The sequence below is a fragment of the Cobetia sp. PS-4MA genome (assembly GCF_057670765.1).
This window is the reverse complement of sequence record NZ_CM173107.1, coordinates 1713713-1728609: the sequence shown is the minus strand read 5'-3', so window position 1 is coordinate 1728609 and position 14897 is coordinate 1713713. Positions and strand designations below refer to the sequence as shown.

The window sequence follows — 14897 nt, the reverse complement described above, 5'->3', positions numbered from 1 at the left end:
GGCTCAGGCTTCGGCTTCGCGCTTGAGCGCCTCGAAGGACTCAACGAAGGCATCCATCGTCTCGGCACAGTAATCCCGCAGCCCACTGACGACCAGCTTCTTGGAGCCACTGCCGATGCACTGCTCGCCATCATGGATGCCGAATTCGAGCAGGGTGTCACCACGCTTGCCGTTGACCTCAAGCGAGGAGCGCACGAAATCGAGATGCAGATCGGCGATATCGAGCCGTTCGAAACAGAAGCCCATGCTGTCATAGATCACCAGCGGGCGGGCAGGATTGAACATCACGCCCTTCTCCAGCATCAGCGGCTGCAGGAAGTGCGGGAAGTTGCGCCCGGAGAAGGCGATATACTGGCGAGTGAAATTGGCGACCACTTCCTCGTCATGGGTGGTATCACCACTGCGCTCGACCGTCAGATAGACCTTGCCGGCTTCATCGCGCACCAGCAGGGACACGCCATTCTCGTCGGGTTCTTCCAGCGCTTCGAAGATCAAGGGCACATCATTGCCGACCATGCCGCAGAAACGGATGGTCATGCACTGTGAAAGGCCGAATTTCGCCAGCAACAGGGAGAACAGCAGGTCGCCGGGCACACAGAAGCGTCGCGCATCCGGGTCATGAATGGGGTTGTAATCCCCCGCCATCTGCTTGGCGAAGCGACTGGCCTGCTCGGCGGTGATCCGCACGCGGCCATCTTCGACCCGGTGAAACTGATCAAGAAACATGGACTGCCTTCCTGCCCTGCTTGAATGATGATCGATGGCCCGTCCTGAACCATCGCGGAAATGCCTCCGAGGGGAGGAATCAAGGATGACACGCTTTCACGCCTGTCCAGCAGACGTGCCATGAGGCTGCCATGACACGTCGATCACGGGATTTTACCACTTGCTGACAGGCAGATGGTGACTCGTGACAGGCTTTGCAAGAGTTTGCAGCCCGACAGATGGCCATATACTGTATATAACCCCATGCTTTCGGGCAAACCGCTGCACTGCCCGCCACTTCGACAGGTCGCCATGCAAGCCGCTCCCCTCGACAATCCGCGCTACTACCTGGCCAACTTCGATACCCTGCTCGATTGGGTCTGCCAGTGCCACGCCGATCTGCTGACAGAGGCGGAGCGTGCCACGGTGGACGCCATCACGCGCCTGCCGGAGCCTTCACGGGCCCTGCTGGTCCGCCTGCTGATGCGCAAGGGCGATCATTTCGAGGGCACGCAGCTGCATTATGCCGAAATCGGTGACATCGAGGCCGCAAGCCAGCCTCTGATCACACCGATCGCCGACAGTGCCACGCCTGATGGGCTGTGCCGCCTGAACGCTGACCTGAGCCTGGAGGAAATGCTGTCACTTGTGACACTGCCGCGCTTGAAGGACGCCTTCCCCGAGCTGCCAAGAAGCACGCCCAAACGCCGGATGCCGGATGCCCTCAGCGAGCTGCTGGTAGATACCACGCCACGGTCACTGCCCGAGTGGCTAAATGACCCCACCGCCAACACGCTGAGTGTTGGGCTTGGTGAGCTGTCGCGACGCCTGAGCCTGATGTTCTTCGGCAACCTGCGCCAGACTCTGTCGGACTTCGTGCTCAGTGAACTGGGCCTGCTGCGCTGCGAGGCGGTCGCGCTTTCCCAAGACTCGCGCGCCTTCACCCAGCGCTGGGAGGTGGATCGTTATCTGGCCCTGGAGCAGCTGCGTGAGGACTGGCAGGCGGCCAGGGAGCGTCTGAATCGTGAGACGGCGCATGCTGAACTGGAGCCGCATTGGCAGCGCATCATCTCGGCCCTGGACGAGGTGACATCGTCAGAAGCCGACGCGACAGAGGCGAATCGCGCCAATGCCTGGCTGGCACAGCGACGTGACCGGCTGCGTTTCTCGCTGGCGCGCGATGCTGAGCGTCAGGGCTGGCATCACGCAGCCGCACTGCAGTACGCCTGCCTCGAGAACTCCGCCTACGCGCCGCGTGCCATGCCGCGCCGAGTGAGAGCGCTGGAGCTTTCCGGCGATATCAGCGCAGCCCACGCACTTGCCTGCGAGCGTCTGGCGCGTGCTGACATCACGCTGGATGAGCAGCTGGCACTAGAGCGCGCCCTGCCTCGCCTGTGCCGTGGCCTTGGCTTGCCCGCGCCCAGACGCGCCAAGGCGCCGGCCACGCCACAGATCACCCTTACGGTGCCGGACCTTGCCACCTCGGCCGCCGCCGGCATCCATGGGGTCGAGCGCGCGGCCGCGCATGCACTGGCCACGCCCGAGGCACCGGTCTTCTACGTCGAGAATGGTCTGCTCCCCGCGCTCTTCACCCTGTTGTGCTGGGACGTGCTGTTCGCGCCCTTGCCGGGAGCCTTCTTCCACGCCTTTCATACCGGTCCGGCGGACCTCTACCGCCCTGACTTCGTCAACCGTCGCCAGGCCGCTTTCGAGGACTGCTTCGCGCGCCTGTCCGATGGCCGCTACCGAGAGACGATTCGTGAGCGTCATCAGCAGAAACAGGGTATTCAAGCGCCCTTCGTGCATTGGCCGCTGTTGAGCGAGGAGCTGCTGTCCCACGCACTGGACTGCATCCCCCCGGCACATCTGGAGGCCTGCTTCCGACACCTGCTGGCCAATCCCCGCGAGCATCGCGCTGGCCTGCCGGACCTGATCCAGTTCTTCCCCGAGAACATCCGCGAGCGTTACCGGATGATCGAGGTCAAGGCACCCACCGACCGCCTGCAGGACAATCAGCGCCAGTGGCTGGCCCTGTTCGCACGCCATGCGATTCCGGCGCTGGAGTGCCGGGTCGAATGGCAGACCGTAAACGCCTCTGATGCGTCCGTCGAGGACGAGGCCCCGGCACGCAAGGCACCGACTGCGCGATGATCACCGCCGACACCTCAAGCAGCGCACCCGAGCGCTATCGGATCGCGGTACGCGAGCTGTGCGCCTTCGCCGCACGCGAGGGCGATCTGGACCTGCGCTTCACGCCCTCGCCCACCGCTCAACAGGGCATTCGCGGCCATCAGCGCATCGTGCGTCGGCGTGGCAAGGACTACGAAAGCGAGATATCACTCTCCGGCTGCATCGACAATCTCGAGATTCGCGGCCGCGCCGATGGCTATGATCCCAGGCGCAACTGTCTCGAGGAGATCAAGACCCACCGTGGTGACCTGTCCCGTCAGCCCGCGAATCACCGCGCCCTGCACTGGGCCCAGGCGCGTGTCTACGGTGCCCTGATGTGCCGCAGTCGCGATCTCGAGGGCATCACGCTGGCGCTGGTGTATCTGGATATCGCCGCGGACGCACCAGCCAGCGCTGCCAAGGATGAAGCGGAATCCGGCGGTGACTCCATCGGGGCTTCACAGGATGAACAACGCCTGGAAGCCTGGTGGAGCCGCGAGGCGCTGGAAGCGGAGCTTGCACGTCTGGCCGCACGCTTCAGCGAGTTCGCCGCCCATGAACTGGCGCATCGCCACGCCCGTGACAGCGCCCTTGGCACGCTTGCCTTCCCCTGGCCTGCTTGGCGCCCCGGTCAACGCCAGCTGGCCGAGCATGCCTACAAGGCGGTGATGACCGGACGCGAGCTGCTGGCCGAGGCGCCGACCGGCATCGGCAAGACGCTGGCGACGCTGTATCCTGCGCTGCGTGCAATGCCCAGAAACGGCACGGACAGACTCTTCTACCTCACCGCCCGCACCCCGGGCCGCGCGCTGGCGCTGGACGCGCTGACCACCCTGGTGCCAGAGGTAGTCGAGCACACGGAATCACCGGACACGCCTGCCGCAGCGCTGCGCATTCTGGAGCTCGGCGCGCGCAGCAAGACCTGTGAGCACCCGACTCTCGCCTGTCATGGTGAGTCCTGCCCGCTGGCACGCGGCTTCCATGATCGCCTGCCTGCGGCACGCTCTGCCGCGCTTGCCGATTGCCAGCCACTGACGCTGGCGACGACACGCCGACACGCCCTGGCCCATGAGATCTGCCCCTACTTTCTCGCCCAGGAGCTCTCGCGCTGGGCGGATGTGATCATCGGAGATCACAACCACTACTTCGACAGTCATGCGCTGCTGTTCGCCCTGACCCAGGCCAATGACTGGCGCTCCGTGGTGCTCGTCGATGAAAGCCACAACCTCATCGAACGCGCCCGCGGCATGTACAGCACCGAACTCGACGCCCGACAGTTCCACTTCCTGCTCAAGCAATTGAGTCGCACGGGCCATCCGGCCCCGCTGCGCTCGGCCTCCCGCACGCTGGCCCGGCAGTGGCGAGCGCTGGAGCAGCTCGGGCCGGAAAACGGCAGCTTAGGGAATCCAAGCAGCGGGAACGGCAGCACCGATGACGGCAGTCAACAGGCACGTCTTGCGCTGGAGACGTTGCCCGGCGACTTTCTCAAGGCGCTGACGCAATGGACGGGCGCGATGGGTGACTGGTTGGCGGAGCCTGACAAGGCCGCAACCCCTCCTGCGGCCAGACAACAGGCAGCGCGAGCCACGGTCACACAAGCCCCCGAACAGCTGGGCCTGATCGCAAGCGATACCACCACCCTGGCCTCAAGCACCACCCCGTCAGACTCCAGTCCGACATCCACCGCGGCCAGCCGTCGCGTGGAGCCTGACGGCGAGATGATGGAGGCCTATTTCGCGGCGCTGACGCTCACGCGACTCGCGGAAGGCTTTGGCGATCACTCGCTGTTCGAGGTCGAACTCGCCGCCATGAATCCGGCGCGTCAGGCAACGCTCACCAGCGATTCAAGCTCACGCTCCGGCGCAGCATCGGATGCAGAAGCAGCAGCCCGGCCTCGCAAGCCCCGAGGGCGCAGCGTGCGCCAGATACAGCCGCGACTGCGCTGCGTCAGCCCGGCGCCGTGGCTGGCCCCCCGTCTGCGCGTCAGCCACGCCACCCTATTGTTCTCGGCCACGCTCAATCCGCCGGCCTATCATCACCGCCTGCTGGGACTGGCGGACAATGCGGTCTGGTTGAGTGTCGAGTCGCCGTTCAGGGCGACGCAGGTGCAGGTCAGTCGCCATCGGCTCTCGACCCGCCTGCGGGATCGCGAGGCCTCCTGCCGGCCCATCGCCGAGCTGATGGCACGCCAATACCAGCAGCGCCCGGGCAACTATCTGGCATTCTTCTCGAGCTTCGCCTATCTCGAGCAGGTCGCCAGCACCCTGCAACAGCTGACGCCGGAGATTCCCCAATGGCGCCAGACCCGTGCCATGACGGAAGCGGAGCGCACCACCTTCATTCAGCGCTTCACCCCCGACGGCCAGGGCATCGGTTTCGCGGTGCTGGGCGGTGCCTTCGGCGAAGGGATCGATCTCCCGGGGTCGCGTCTGATCGGGGCCTTCATCGCCACCCTGGGGCTTGCCGGCTTCAGTCCGGAGAATGAAGCGCTCAAGCAACGTCTGGCGCAGTGGCTGGAAAGCGATGCAAGGCGGCGTGTCGAACGACATTCGACAGACGGCGCCAAGGAGGAGCGTGACGATGAGGCAGGTCCGCTGCCCCCTGTCATCCAGCCCTTGAAGGCAGACGACTGCACCTATCTGTACCCAGGACTCACCAGAGTGGTGCAAGCCGCAGGCCGCGTGATTCGCAGCGAGCAGGATCAGGGCGTGATCCACCTGATCGATGACCGCTTCCTGCGCCCGGAAGTCGCACGACTGCTGCCGCGCTGGTGGACGCCGACAGACTGACGCGAGCAGGGTGACGCCAGGCGTGCCTTTGCCCCGAGATGGCACAAAGCCTGCACGTCAATGGGCAATAGAACAGTGCCTCATCCCCTTTCCGCTCCCCGGTCGCAAGGAAGCCGAACGATGCCAGACAACGACAATGCCCTGTGGGGCGACGACTATCCGCGTGATCTGATCGGTTATGGTGCCAACCCCCCCCATGCCAACTGGCCGGGGGGTGCCAGGATCGCCGTGCAGTTCGTGCTCAACTATGAGGAAGGCGGCGAGAATTGCTTGCTGCACGGTGACAGCGAGAGCGAGAAGTTTCTCTCCGAGATCATCGGTGCCGAGGCCTACCCCGCGCGGCACATGAGCATGGAGTCGATCTACGAATATGGCTCGCGCAGTGGCGTGTGGCGGATTCTTGATGAATTCAAGCGCCGGGAGTTGCCGCTGACGGTCTTCGGTGTCGGCATGGCGCTGGCGCGGCATCCGGACCTGGTCGCGCGTTTCCTGGAGGATGGTCATGAGATCGCCAGTCACGGCTGGCGCTGGATTCATTACCAGCACATGGATGAAGCCCATGAGCGCGCCCACCTGGAGCGCGCGGTGGAAAGCTATCGCGAGCTGGTCGGTCACGCACCACAGGGCTGGTACACCGGGCGCGACAGTCCCAACACCCGCCGACTGGTGGTGGAGCACGGCGGCTTCACCTACGACAGCGATTACTACGGCGATGACCTGCCGCTGTGGATGGAGGTGACCACCGCCAATGGCGAGCAGGTGCCGCATCTCGTCGTCCCCTACACCCTGGACACCAATGACATGCGCTTCGCCAGCGCCCAGGGCTTCAACAACGGTGAGGACTTCTTCCAGTACCTGCGTGACGCCTTCGACGTGCTCTACGCCGAGGGCGACACGGCACCCAAGATGCTCTCCATCGGGTTGCACTGTCGGATCGCCGGACGACCGGGACGCTTCGCGGCACTGAAACGCTTCCTCGATTACGTCCAGTCCCACGACAGGGTATGGATCACCCGTCGCATCGATATCGCCGAGCACTGGCAGCGTGAGCATCCCTATACCCCCGCCAGCTGACATCGCAAAAAGAACGCCGCAGCCCTTTCGGGATGCGGCGTTTGTGATTGAATCCAGCGAAGGTCAGCGATCGCACCTTCAAGGCTGCGCCAGTCAGTCTTCCAGCATGCTGGTCAGTTTTCCAACATGCAGGCCAATGCCAGCAGGCTCTCATCACGGCCCGGCAGGCCCAGCAATGAGACGCCCCAGGGCGGTGGTGCAGCCTCCTCCGGCAGCCGCGCTGCGTCATCGGTCAGCCACGGCAGACTCAATTGCGGTGCGCCATTCAAGCCGGCCAGTGCAGTGAGTCCCATCAGGCGATGACGATAGGCCTCCATCTCCTCGAGGCTTGCGCCCAGCAGCGGTGAGGCGCCCGGCGTGGTGGGCAGCACGAACACCGCCTCGCTGGTGGCCTCGGCATGGGCAGCCGCACTGCCATCGTCGCAGGCACTCTCGCCGCCCTCATGACTGGCTGCCAGCTGCTGGCGATACCAGCGGCGCACGGTGTCTGCCTTGGCTTCTGCTGCCTGCTCGTCGGCATCACTCAGGGTCATGCACCATTTGAGGCGCGCCGCGATATCCGGATTCAGCTGCGGCCAGCGAGAGTCGGGGCCCTGCTCCGGCGTACTCAACCATGCCTGGTGCGTACGACGAATCTCGCAGCCCTGCAGAATCCGAAAGGCCTCACTGGCCCTCGCCATGAAGGCCTGGCTCAACATTCGCCGCTCGCAGCGAAAACCGAGTGATTCAAGACGACGCGCCAGCGGCCCCAGCAGTCGCTGATAAGGCCCCGCCGCCAGCCCTTCCGGCACCAGCAGGATGAGTCTTGCCGGCAAACGAGTCGCTGTCGTTGGCGGCATCAACACCTCACTGACCTGCGTCAGCGTCGCGAGATCCCGCGTCATCCAGCCGATGGTATCGAAGCGCGGCGCCAGCGGCTTGAGGCCTGACATGTCAATGCGGCCATGGGTCGGCCGCAGCCCGTAGAGCCCACAGTAGCTGGACGGCACGCGAATGGAGCCACCGGTATCGGTTCCCAGCCCGATCTCCGCCTCACCGCGCGCCACCGCTACGGCAGAGCCTACGCTTGAGCCTCCCGGCAACCTCAGCGGCGCACGCGGGTTCTGCGGCGTGCCACAATGGGCATTGGTGCCATTGAGGCTGTAGGCCAGCTCATCGGTTGTGGTGCGCGCCCGATAATCGGCCCCCGCCTTCAGAAGCGCCAACACGCTGGGCGCCGTCTCCCGCTCGATGGGAGCGCTCGCCAGCAGGTCAGGATTGCCCTGTCCGGTGCGCTCGCCCTTGATCGCGAACAGATCCTTCACCACCAGTCGCTTACCCTCAAGAGACCCCTCTCCCTTCGGCCCGGAGAAACGCGCCGGGGCAACATAGATACGCTTGTCCATCGGGACCGACTCCTTTCGACTCATCAGGGGGTTCGCCTTCGTGGCGTGGCGCGGTGCGGTGTGATCACAGCACCGCGCCAAGGAACTGGCGCAGCTCTTCCGTGGCTGGATTGGCAAACAGCGTCGCGGGGTCGCCTGATTCATGCACACGCCCCTGGTGCATGAAGATCACGCGATCCCCCACATCGCGGGCGAAATTCATCTCATGGGTCACCAGAATCAACGTCATGCCCTCACGCTTGAGCTGCTCCAGCACCTTGAGCACATCGCCGACCAGCTCCGGGTCCAGCGCCGAGGTGATCTCGTCACACAGCAACACCTTGGGGTGCATCGCCAGGGCGCGCGCGATCGCCACCCGCTGCTGCTGGCCACCGGAGAGCTGGCTCGGCCAGGCATCGAATTTCTCCCCTAGCCCGACCTTGGCCAGCATCTCGCGGGCCTCGCGCTCCGCGACATCCCGTGCAACGCCCTTGACCAGCATCGGCGCCAGCATCACGTTCTCGCCGACGCGCTTGTGGGGGAACAGATTGAAGCTCTGGAACACCATGCCGACATCCTGCGCCAGAGCGGCGGCGTCCATCTCGCTACCGTCCAGCAGATTGCCGGCGACGTGGATGCTACCGCCGTCATGCTGTTCCAGCTGGTTGATACAGCGCAGCAAGGTGCTCTTGCCGGAGCCGCTGCGACCGATGATCGAGACCACCTCGCCCTGGCGCACTTCAAGATCGATGCCCTTGAGCACCGTCAGATCGCCGAAGGACTTGGTGAGCGCCGACAGGCTGACCAGCGGCGCCTTTGCCTTCTCGGAGACGGCAGCACTCTCGGTGACCGAGGAATCGGATGAGACGGTGTCCAGCGGGGAAACTTCAGCGAGCAGTGACATTGAGACGTGCCTCCAGGTGGCGAGCCAGCCGCGAGAGCGGATAGCACATGGCGAAATACAGCAACGCGACCAGCGCAAAGACGGTGAAGGGTTCCAGGGTGGCGTTGTTGAGCATGGTGCCGGCCTTGATCAGTTCGACGAAGCCGATCACCGAGGCAAGCGCGGTGCCCTTGATGATCTGCACCGAGAAACCGACGGTCGGTGCGATGGCCATGCGCAGCGCCTGCGGCAGGATGATGTGACGCATGGTCTTCAGATAACCGAGCCCCAGCACTCGCGCCCCTTCCCACTGCCCCTTGGGCACCGCCTCGACACAGCCACGCCAGATGTCGTGCAGGAAGGCACTGCTGAACAGCGTCAGCGCGACCGCCGCCGCCGTCCAGGCCGAGACATCCAGCCCGAAGACCGCCACGCCGAAGAAGGCCAGAAACAGCTGCATCAACAGCGGCGTGCCCTGAAACAGCTCCGTGTAGAGGCGACAGAAGAGTGCCGCCCCCGGCCAGCGGGTCAGGCGCAGAAAGGTCAGCGCCAGCCCGACCAGGCTACCGCCAATGAAGGCAATCAGAGACAGCGCCAGCGTCCAGCGCGCCGCCAGCAGCAAGTTGCGCAGGATGTCCCACAGCGTGAAGTCGATCATGAGTGGGCCTCTCTCAGCACATGGGAAGACAGACGGCGGCGCGGGGCTGGCGTCAGGTGGCGAAAGCCGAACAGACGACGCCCGATGCGGTTGAGCAAGGCGCGCATCGCGATGGCCAGCAGCAGGTACATGCCTGCCGTCACCACGTAGCTCTCGAAACTCAGGAAGGTACGTGACTGGATGAAGTTGGCCGCGAAGGTCAGGTCCGCCACGCTGATCTGGGAGACCACGGCGGAGCCCAGCATCACGATCACACACTGGCTGGTCAGCGCCGGATACATGCGTTCCAGCGCCGGCATCAGCACCACATGGCGATAGCGCTGCCAGGGCGTGAGACCCAGCGCACGCCCGGCCTCCCACTGGCCGCGACCGGTGGCATCGACACCGGCACGCAGAATCTCGCTGCTGTAGGCCGCCAGGTTGAGTGTCATCGCGATCACCGCGGCCATCTCGGCGCTGAGTGACAGCCCCAGCGCCGGCAGGCCGAAGAAGATGAAGAACAGCTGGACGATGAAGGGCGTATTGCGCAGCAGCTCCACCAGCATGCCCAGCAGCCGGCTGAAGACGCTGGTCGGCGCACGATGGCGCTGCCAGACACACATCACCGCACCGAGTATCCCCAGCGTGGTGGTCAGAATGGTCAACCAGACCGTCGTCATCAGCCCGGCCAGCAGGTCGGGCAGATACGGCAGCAGGCGCGAGAAATCCGGGAGATAGTTCATCGATCAAGCCTCACGGGAAAAGGGAGTCAGGCGTGCGACAGCTCGATTCAGGCATCCAGTGACGGCAGCGGCGCCTTGAACCAGGTCTCGGAAAGCGCGTTGAGCGTGCCGTCCTCGATCCCCTGGGCGATCAGCTCGTTCACGCGCGCCTTGAGCGCCGGCGTGTCATGCCGCATGCCCACATAGCAGGGAGAGTTCTTGAGCGGCAGTACACTGACCGGTACGCGAGAGGGATTGCGTTCGGCGATGGCGGCGGTGACCAGGTTGCCGGTGGCGATCATCTCGACCTGCCCCGACAGGAAGGCTGACAAGGTCGTGTTGTTGTCTTCGAAGCGCTTCACGGTGGTCGATTCCGGCACCACCTTGCTGAGCTCCATGTCTTCCACCGAGCCACGTGTCACGCCGATGGTCTTCTCGCTCAGCCCCTGGGCGGAGTCCACCTCTCTGCCCTTCTCACCGAACACGCCAAGGAAGAACGGTGCGTAGGCATCGGAGAAATCGATCGCCTTCTCACGCTCCGGATTCTTGCCCAGGCTCGAGATCACCAGATCGACCTTGCGGGTCTGCAGGTAAGGGATGCGATTGGCCGAAGTGACCGGCACCAGCTCCAGCTTCACGTTCATCTCATCCGCCAGATAGCGCGCCATGTCGATATCGTAGCCCCGTGGTTCAAGGTCCGGCCCGACTGAGCCGAACGGCGGGAAGTCCTGGGGCACCGCCACCTTCAGCACTCCGCTGTCGGTGATATCGCTCAGCGCATCCGCACGGGCCGTCAGGGCCGTGGCGGCCAGCGTGCCCCAGACGGCCAGCAGAATCCCCTTGCGCAACCAGTTGCCAAGACGTTGCGTGTTGCCTGTGCGTGATGCGTGCTTGAAGGCCTTGCTCTCGTGACGCTTGCTCATCGGTCGACTCCGGTGTCAGTCAATTCCGAGCGCTGAGGAGAACGACTCATCATGCGCTCGGCGCCCTGGGGCGTTTCATTGTTGTTGGTGGTTATCGCAGTGGTGTTTCGCGAGGGCTTGTCTGGCAATCCCTCTTCAACAAGCCCTGTCTGATGGGCCCTATCGGACGAGTCCTGTCCGCTGACTCCTCGTCGCATTGGCGGGCAACGTGAAACTCAAATCCTGACCAATGAAACAAGTGATTCCCTTATCCATCTTTGCAACGAGTGTGCCAACGCCACGCCAGCAGGGCCCGAACGTGCACGAAGCGCTCGTCTGACAATGGTTCAGGTGATGAAGTGCAGGCGTGAAGACAGGCCAGATGACGGGCCTCAAGAGAGCCTGGGGCGGGCTAGAGGCCGGGCTTGAACACGAGCGGGAAGGCAGTGCGAGGGAGAGAAGTTGCATTGCACGCCCTCGATGACGCTTCTTCGAACGCACAGTGTCCAGGCGTCATCGACATGAAAAGGGTCGCTGTTGGTGCAATCAGGCAGTTCATGCGCCCTGCGGGTGCGCGCAACCCGCAGGGCGTGAAGCATCGTGATGGGATGGGCGGCAGCGCAGGCAACCGCAATGACACTGCTAGCCGTCTCCCAGCTCCTCGAGTGACTCGAAGGTGTCCGTCACCCGGCGAATCTGGCTGCGACCAGCGACGAGGTCGTCATGCAGCAGGCGTGTGGCCAGCAGGTTGATCTGGCTCATGGCGGCGGCATAGCTGTCGAAAGCGCTGACACTGTCCAGCGGGCAGCGCAGCACATGCTCGATACCGGCAGGAATCTCGCTCAGGCTGTCATCGCAAACCAGCAGTACCGTGCAGGGAGCCTGGCCCAGCCACCCCAGCAGGCGTGCCAGCCCCTGCGGGCGCCGGCGCATGGCGAATATCACCACGGCGTCAGTGGCGCTCAGCCGCGCGACCTCCTCTCCGAGTGACTGGCCCGGCTGGGGCAGGACCGCCACCTGCCCTCTCAATTGCAGCAGTTGCTGGCGCAGATGCAGTGCCAGCGGATAGGCGTTGCGAAAGCCGATGATCTGCAAGCGTTCGGCATTGGCCAGGGTGCGGCCCAGCGCTTCCATGTCGAGCATGTCCAGCGCCGCCAGTGCTTGACGCAGGTTGCGACACTCCTGCTCATAGTGGCGCTGATGGTGGTCTGGCGTGGGCGTGCTCGAGACGACAGGCACGCCCGCATGACGCAGGCTGCGCGCCTGATCACGTGCCTCCCGGAAGTCCTGATAGCCGAGGCGGCGAAACAGGCGACTGACGGTGGCCTTGGAGACATGCGTCAGCCGTGAGAGCTCGGCGGCATTGTAGAGCGCCAGCTCATCCTGATGCGCGAGCAGAAAACGCGCGATACGCTGCTCGTTGGGGGTCAATCGCTCAAGGTGGTGAGTCAGGCGCTGATGCAGGCTCTGGCCTGCCAGCGACGCTGCCGCAGCGCGAGAAGGCATCTCGGAGTCAGTGGCTGAAGCACTGGAGTCATCACGCGTGGCTTGAGTCATGGCGAAGGGTCTCTCTGGTGTCATGGCACCCCGTGGGCCGCCACTCAGGGTCTGATATGGCAACGGGGGACTGGCGTCGCGCCCGGGGCTCAAGGATGCCCCAGACGTCATTGTGCCTCATCACAGTGCAAGCGTCGGGCCAGCGGCAAGGTGACAGTGCATCAATTGCCCTCTCGGGTGGCGGTTGACCCGGGAATTCGGCCCATCACATGAGCTGCAGGGCTGGCGATGACAGGCACGGCCTCAGCACGTGTTCACCAAGTGGTTGATTTGGCGTAATTCTCCCTGGAGCGGCATGCAGATCGCTAAACATGAAGTGGGCACCTGCGGGCACAGGCAATGCGCCACCCGACAGGACACCCACCGAACACCCGGATGGCAAATTTACCGATCAAGCGCTCGCGTGGCGCAAGGAGTTGTCTCATGGCCACCTCTACGATGACCACTCTGCTCGATACCTGTCGGGCCATGACTCACAAGCTTGCCGCACAGACCTTCACTCCTCTGGCAGTGGGCGCAGAGAAAGCCGCTGACACCCCCGCTTGCGCCTCTCAACTGCTGGGCGTGATGGCAATGGGCTACGAAGCTCCGCCCCTGCTGATGTCCTCGCAGGTGAGCGACACCCGTGCGGTCGGTGATATCGACGCATCACGCGTCGCCCAGCAACAGGCCGTCTTTGACCCGAACATCAACCACAAGGTGCACGCGGATTGGGAAGCCGAGCATCGCCATCAGACCCTGTTGCGTCACAGCATGGTCCGTCGGGGCATGCTGGCATGAGTGTCTATACCATCGGCATGGAATGCGGCATGCACATCCCGCTGGAAAACTGCGCAGTGAACGCCGAACCCGTGATGCGCGTGACCTTCGACATCGACGCCGGACTACATGCCGGCGAACGCCTGGCGCTCGAGCGGGGCGCCATCCAGTCACTGGCCGACAGTGACAGCGCGCTGCTGGCAAGCCTGGAAGCACAGCTGCCACGTCGCAGCCTCCTGTGGACCTCACGCGGCATCCTGGAAGTCGGCCGTGGCTGGCGCTGGCAGACCTCCCCCGCCAGCCCCAAGGCACCCTGGCTGGACGCCGTGCACCACAGCTGGCCAAGCCATGCGCCACGCTGGCTGCTCAAGGCGCCGGTGGTCATCGTGTGTGCGGATGCCCTGCCGATTGCCAACCGCACCCGACATCAACGTGATCTTGCCAGACTCTGGCTCACTGCCGATGCCGCACTGATCTATCTGGCGCAGGACGCCCGCGATGGCTGGCAGATGCATCAGCATTGTGAGCCGGAGCAACGCAACGGCGCCCACCTGACGAGCCAGGCCGCGAGTGCACTTGAGCTGGCCAGCTGAGCCTCCTGTTCCGGCTCCCCCTTCCCTCATCTCGACGACATTCCGATGACACGCACCAGCAGACACGACAACGCCCGCGCCGGGAACACCGGAGCGGGCGTTGTCGTGTCTGCCATGACCCATCTGGCCGAACCGATGGCTCAGCGCGGACAGAGACCATCACACAGCGTGCTGGCCACGAAGTCCGCCAGCTGTTCCCAGTCCTCATCCGTGCGCGGCGCACCGCCCAGCTGGTCGATCTGGGCGGCGAAGTCCGCGTAGTGCTGCGTGGTGGACCAGATCAGATAGATGACCCACATCGGCTCCGCCTCGCGCAGCTTGCCAGCTGCCATCCACGCCTTCATCACCTCGCAGCGCGCCTGGACCCACTGACGCAACTCTCCGCTGAGATAGTCACGCAGAAACGGCGCGCCGCTGATCACCTCCGCCGCGAACAGGCGCGATGCCTGTGGGGCCTGGCGTGCCAGCTTGAGCTTGACGCGCACCAGCGCCTCCAGCACCTCGCGCGGGTCATCATCGGCCGTGATGTCCTCAAGTGACGCATTCCAGCGCGTCAGCGTCTGCTCCAGCAGATGCACATAGAGCTTTTCCTTGGAACCGAAGTAATACAGCAGATTGGCCTTGGGCAACTCGGCCACGTCCGCGATCTGCTTGAGTGTGCTGCCACGATAGCCGTGACAGGCAAAGACACACTCGGCAGCTTCCATGATTCGACTTTCCGCCTGCTCACGGGGAGAGCTGGT

General features: G+C 64.2%; 13 protein-coding genes. 5 read left to right on the top strand and 8 right to left on the bottom strand.

Annotated features, from left to right (window positions below; genetic code table 11):
• Positions 1-3: 3 nt before the first annotated feature.
• Positions 4-726, bottom strand: a complete 723-nt coding sequence (locus AC26AR_RS07405) for a DUF3581 family protein (RefSeq protein ID WP_077376644.1) — start codon at positions 724-726, stop codon at positions 4-6.
• A 291-nt stretch (positions 727-1017) separates the two neighbouring features.
• Between AC26AR_RS07405 and AC26AR_RS07400 the strand changes: the two genes are divergently transcribed.
• From AC26AR_RS07400 to puuE, 3 genes are all read left to right on the top strand, one after another.
• A complete protein-coding gene (locus tag AC26AR_RS07400; protein WP_479398688.1) occupies positions 1018-2856 on the top strand; it encodes a VRR-NUC domain-containing protein in 1839 nt (612 codons plus the stop codon).
• Positions 2853-5663 carry an ATP-dependent DNA helicase gene (locus tag AC26AR_RS07395; protein ID WP_479398686.1) on the top strand — a complete coding sequence of 937 codons (2811 nt, stop codon included), beginning with the start codon at positions 2853-2855 and terminating at the stop codon, positions 5661-5663. Before AC26AR_RS07400 ends, AC26AR_RS07395 begins: the two co-directional genes overlap by 4 nt.
• Positions 5664-5783: 120 nt before the next feature.
• On the top strand, positions 5784-6737 hold the full coding sequence (puuE, locus tag AC26AR_RS07390) for an allantoinase PuuE (RefSeq protein WP_218015177.1): 954 nt from the start codon (positions 5784-5786) through the stop codon (positions 6735-6737).
• 113 nt (positions 6738-6850) lie between these two features.
• Here the strand turns inward: puuE and AC26AR_RS07385 are convergent, their stop codons facing one another.
• The 6 genes from AC26AR_RS07385 to AC26AR_RS07360 all read right to left on the bottom strand — a co-directional run bounded on the left by AC26AR_RS07385 (position 6851) and on the right by AC26AR_RS07360 (position 12802).
• A complete protein-coding gene (locus AC26AR_RS07385; protein WP_479398684.1) occupies positions 6851-8122 on the bottom strand; it encodes an amidase family protein in 1272 nt (423 codons plus the stop codon).
• Positions 8123-8186: 64 nt separating this feature from the next.
• Positions 8187-9005 carry an amino acid ABC transporter ATP-binding protein gene (locus AC26AR_RS07380; protein WP_417285910.1) on the bottom strand — a complete coding sequence of 273 codons (819 nt, stop codon included), beginning with the start codon at positions 9003-9005 and terminating at the stop codon, positions 8187-8189.
• Positions 8989-9642 carry an amino acid ABC transporter permease gene (locus AC26AR_RS07375; protein WP_479398683.1) on the bottom strand — a complete coding sequence of 218 codons (654 nt, stop codon included), beginning with the start codon at positions 9640-9642 and terminating at the stop codon, positions 8989-8991. The genes AC26AR_RS07380 and AC26AR_RS07375 overlap by 17 nt, the downstream gene beginning before the upstream one ends.
• Positions 9639-10364 (bottom strand): amino acid ABC transporter permease, encoded by a 726-nt coding sequence (locus AC26AR_RS07370; RefSeq protein ID WP_136937857.1) that lies wholly within the window; start codon positions 10362-10364, stop codon positions 9639-9641. Before AC26AR_RS07370 ends, AC26AR_RS07375 begins: the two co-directional genes overlap by 4 nt.
• Before the next feature lie 47 nt (positions 10365-10411).
• Positions 10412-11266 carry a transporter substrate-binding domain-containing protein gene (locus AC26AR_RS07365; RefSeq protein ID WP_417285911.1) on the bottom strand — a complete coding sequence of 285 codons (855 nt, stop codon included), beginning with the start codon at positions 11264-11266 and terminating at the stop codon, positions 10412-10414.
• A 621-nt stretch (positions 11267-11887) separates the two neighbouring features.
• Positions 11888-12802, bottom strand: coding sequence for a MurR/RpiR family transcriptional regulator (locus tag AC26AR_RS07360; RefSeq protein ID WP_205700440.1), 915 nt, complete (start codon positions 12800-12802; stop codon positions 11888-11890).
• 423 nt (positions 12803-13225) lie between these two features.
• On the opposite strand from AC26AR_RS07360, the gene AC26AR_RS07355 reads away from it, so the two are divergent.
• Positions 13226-13582: a hypothetical protein gene (locus AC26AR_RS07355; RefSeq protein ID WP_191236967.1), complete on the top strand. Its 357-nt coding sequence runs from the start codon at positions 13226-13228 to the stop codon at positions 13580-13582.
• Entirely contained in the window at positions 13579-14154 is a 576-nt protein-coding gene (locus AC26AR_RS07350; RefSeq protein ID WP_404625453.1) for a hypothetical protein, read from the top strand. Before AC26AR_RS07355 ends, AC26AR_RS07350 begins: the two co-directional genes overlap by 4 nt.
• Positions 14155-14294: 140 nt before the next feature.
• Here AC26AR_RS07350 and AC26AR_RS07345 read toward each other — a convergent pair whose 3' ends face one another.
• The gene (locus AC26AR_RS07345; RefSeq protein ID WP_479398680.1) at positions 14295-14861 is read right to left on the bottom strand and encodes a TetR family transcriptional regulator C-terminal domain-containing protein; all 567 of its coding nucleotides are present in this window, start codon (positions 14859-14861) and stop codon (positions 14295-14297) included.
• Positions 14862-14897: the final 36 nt, after the last annotated feature.

What these genes read in the sequence shown, in the direction of transcription:
- AC26AR_RS07405 (WP_077376644.1), bottom strand. Translation starts at nt 726, where the DNA reads ATGTTTCTTGATCAGTTTCACCGGGTCGAAGATGGCCGCGTGCGGATC.
- AC26AR_RS07400 (WP_479398688.1), top strand. Translation starts at nt 1,018, where the DNA reads ATGCAAGCCGCTCCCCTCGACAATCCGCGCTACTACCTGGCCAACTTC.
- AC26AR_RS07395 (WP_479398686.1), top strand. Translation starts at nt 2,853, where the DNA reads ATGATCACCGCCGACACCTCAAGCAGCGCACCCGAGCGCTATCGGATC.
- puuE (WP_218015177.1), top strand. Translation starts at nt 5,784, where the DNA reads ATGCCAGACAACGACAATGCCCTGTGGGGCGACGACTATCCGCGTGAT.
- AC26AR_RS07385 (WP_479398684.1), bottom strand. Translation starts at nt 8,122, where the DNA reads ATGGACAAGCGTATCTATGTTGCCCCGGCGCGTTTCTCCGGGCCGAAG.
- AC26AR_RS07380 (WP_417285910.1), bottom strand. Translation starts at nt 9,005, where the DNA reads ATGTCACTGCTCGCTGAAGTTTCCCCGCTGGACACCGTCTCATCCGAT.
- AC26AR_RS07375 (WP_479398683.1), bottom strand. Translation starts at nt 9,642, where the DNA reads ATGATCGACTTCACGCTGTGGGACATCCTGCGCAACTTGCTGCTGGCG.
- AC26AR_RS07370 (WP_136937857.1), bottom strand. Translation starts at nt 10,364, where the DNA reads ATGAACTATCTCCCGGATTTCTCGCGCCTGCTGCCGTATCTGCCCGAC.
- AC26AR_RS07365 (WP_417285911.1), bottom strand. Translation starts at nt 11,266, where the DNA reads ATGAGCAAGCGTCACGAGAGCAAGGCCTTCAAGCACGCATCACGCACA.
- AC26AR_RS07360 (WP_205700440.1), bottom strand. Translation starts at nt 12,802, where the DNA reads ATGACTCAAGCCACGCGTGATGACTCCAGTGCTTCAGCCACTGACTCC.
- AC26AR_RS07355 (WP_191236967.1), top strand. Translation starts at nt 13,226, where the DNA reads ATGGCCACCTCTACGATGACCACTCTGCTCGATACCTGTCGGGCCATG.
- AC26AR_RS07350 (WP_404625453.1), top strand. Translation starts at nt 13,579, where the DNA reads ATGAGTGTCTATACCATCGGCATGGAATGCGGCATGCACATCCCGCTG.
- AC26AR_RS07345 (WP_479398680.1), bottom strand. Translation starts at nt 14,861, where the DNA reads ATGGAAGCTGCCGAGTGTGTCTTTGCCTGTCACGGCTATCGTGGCAGC.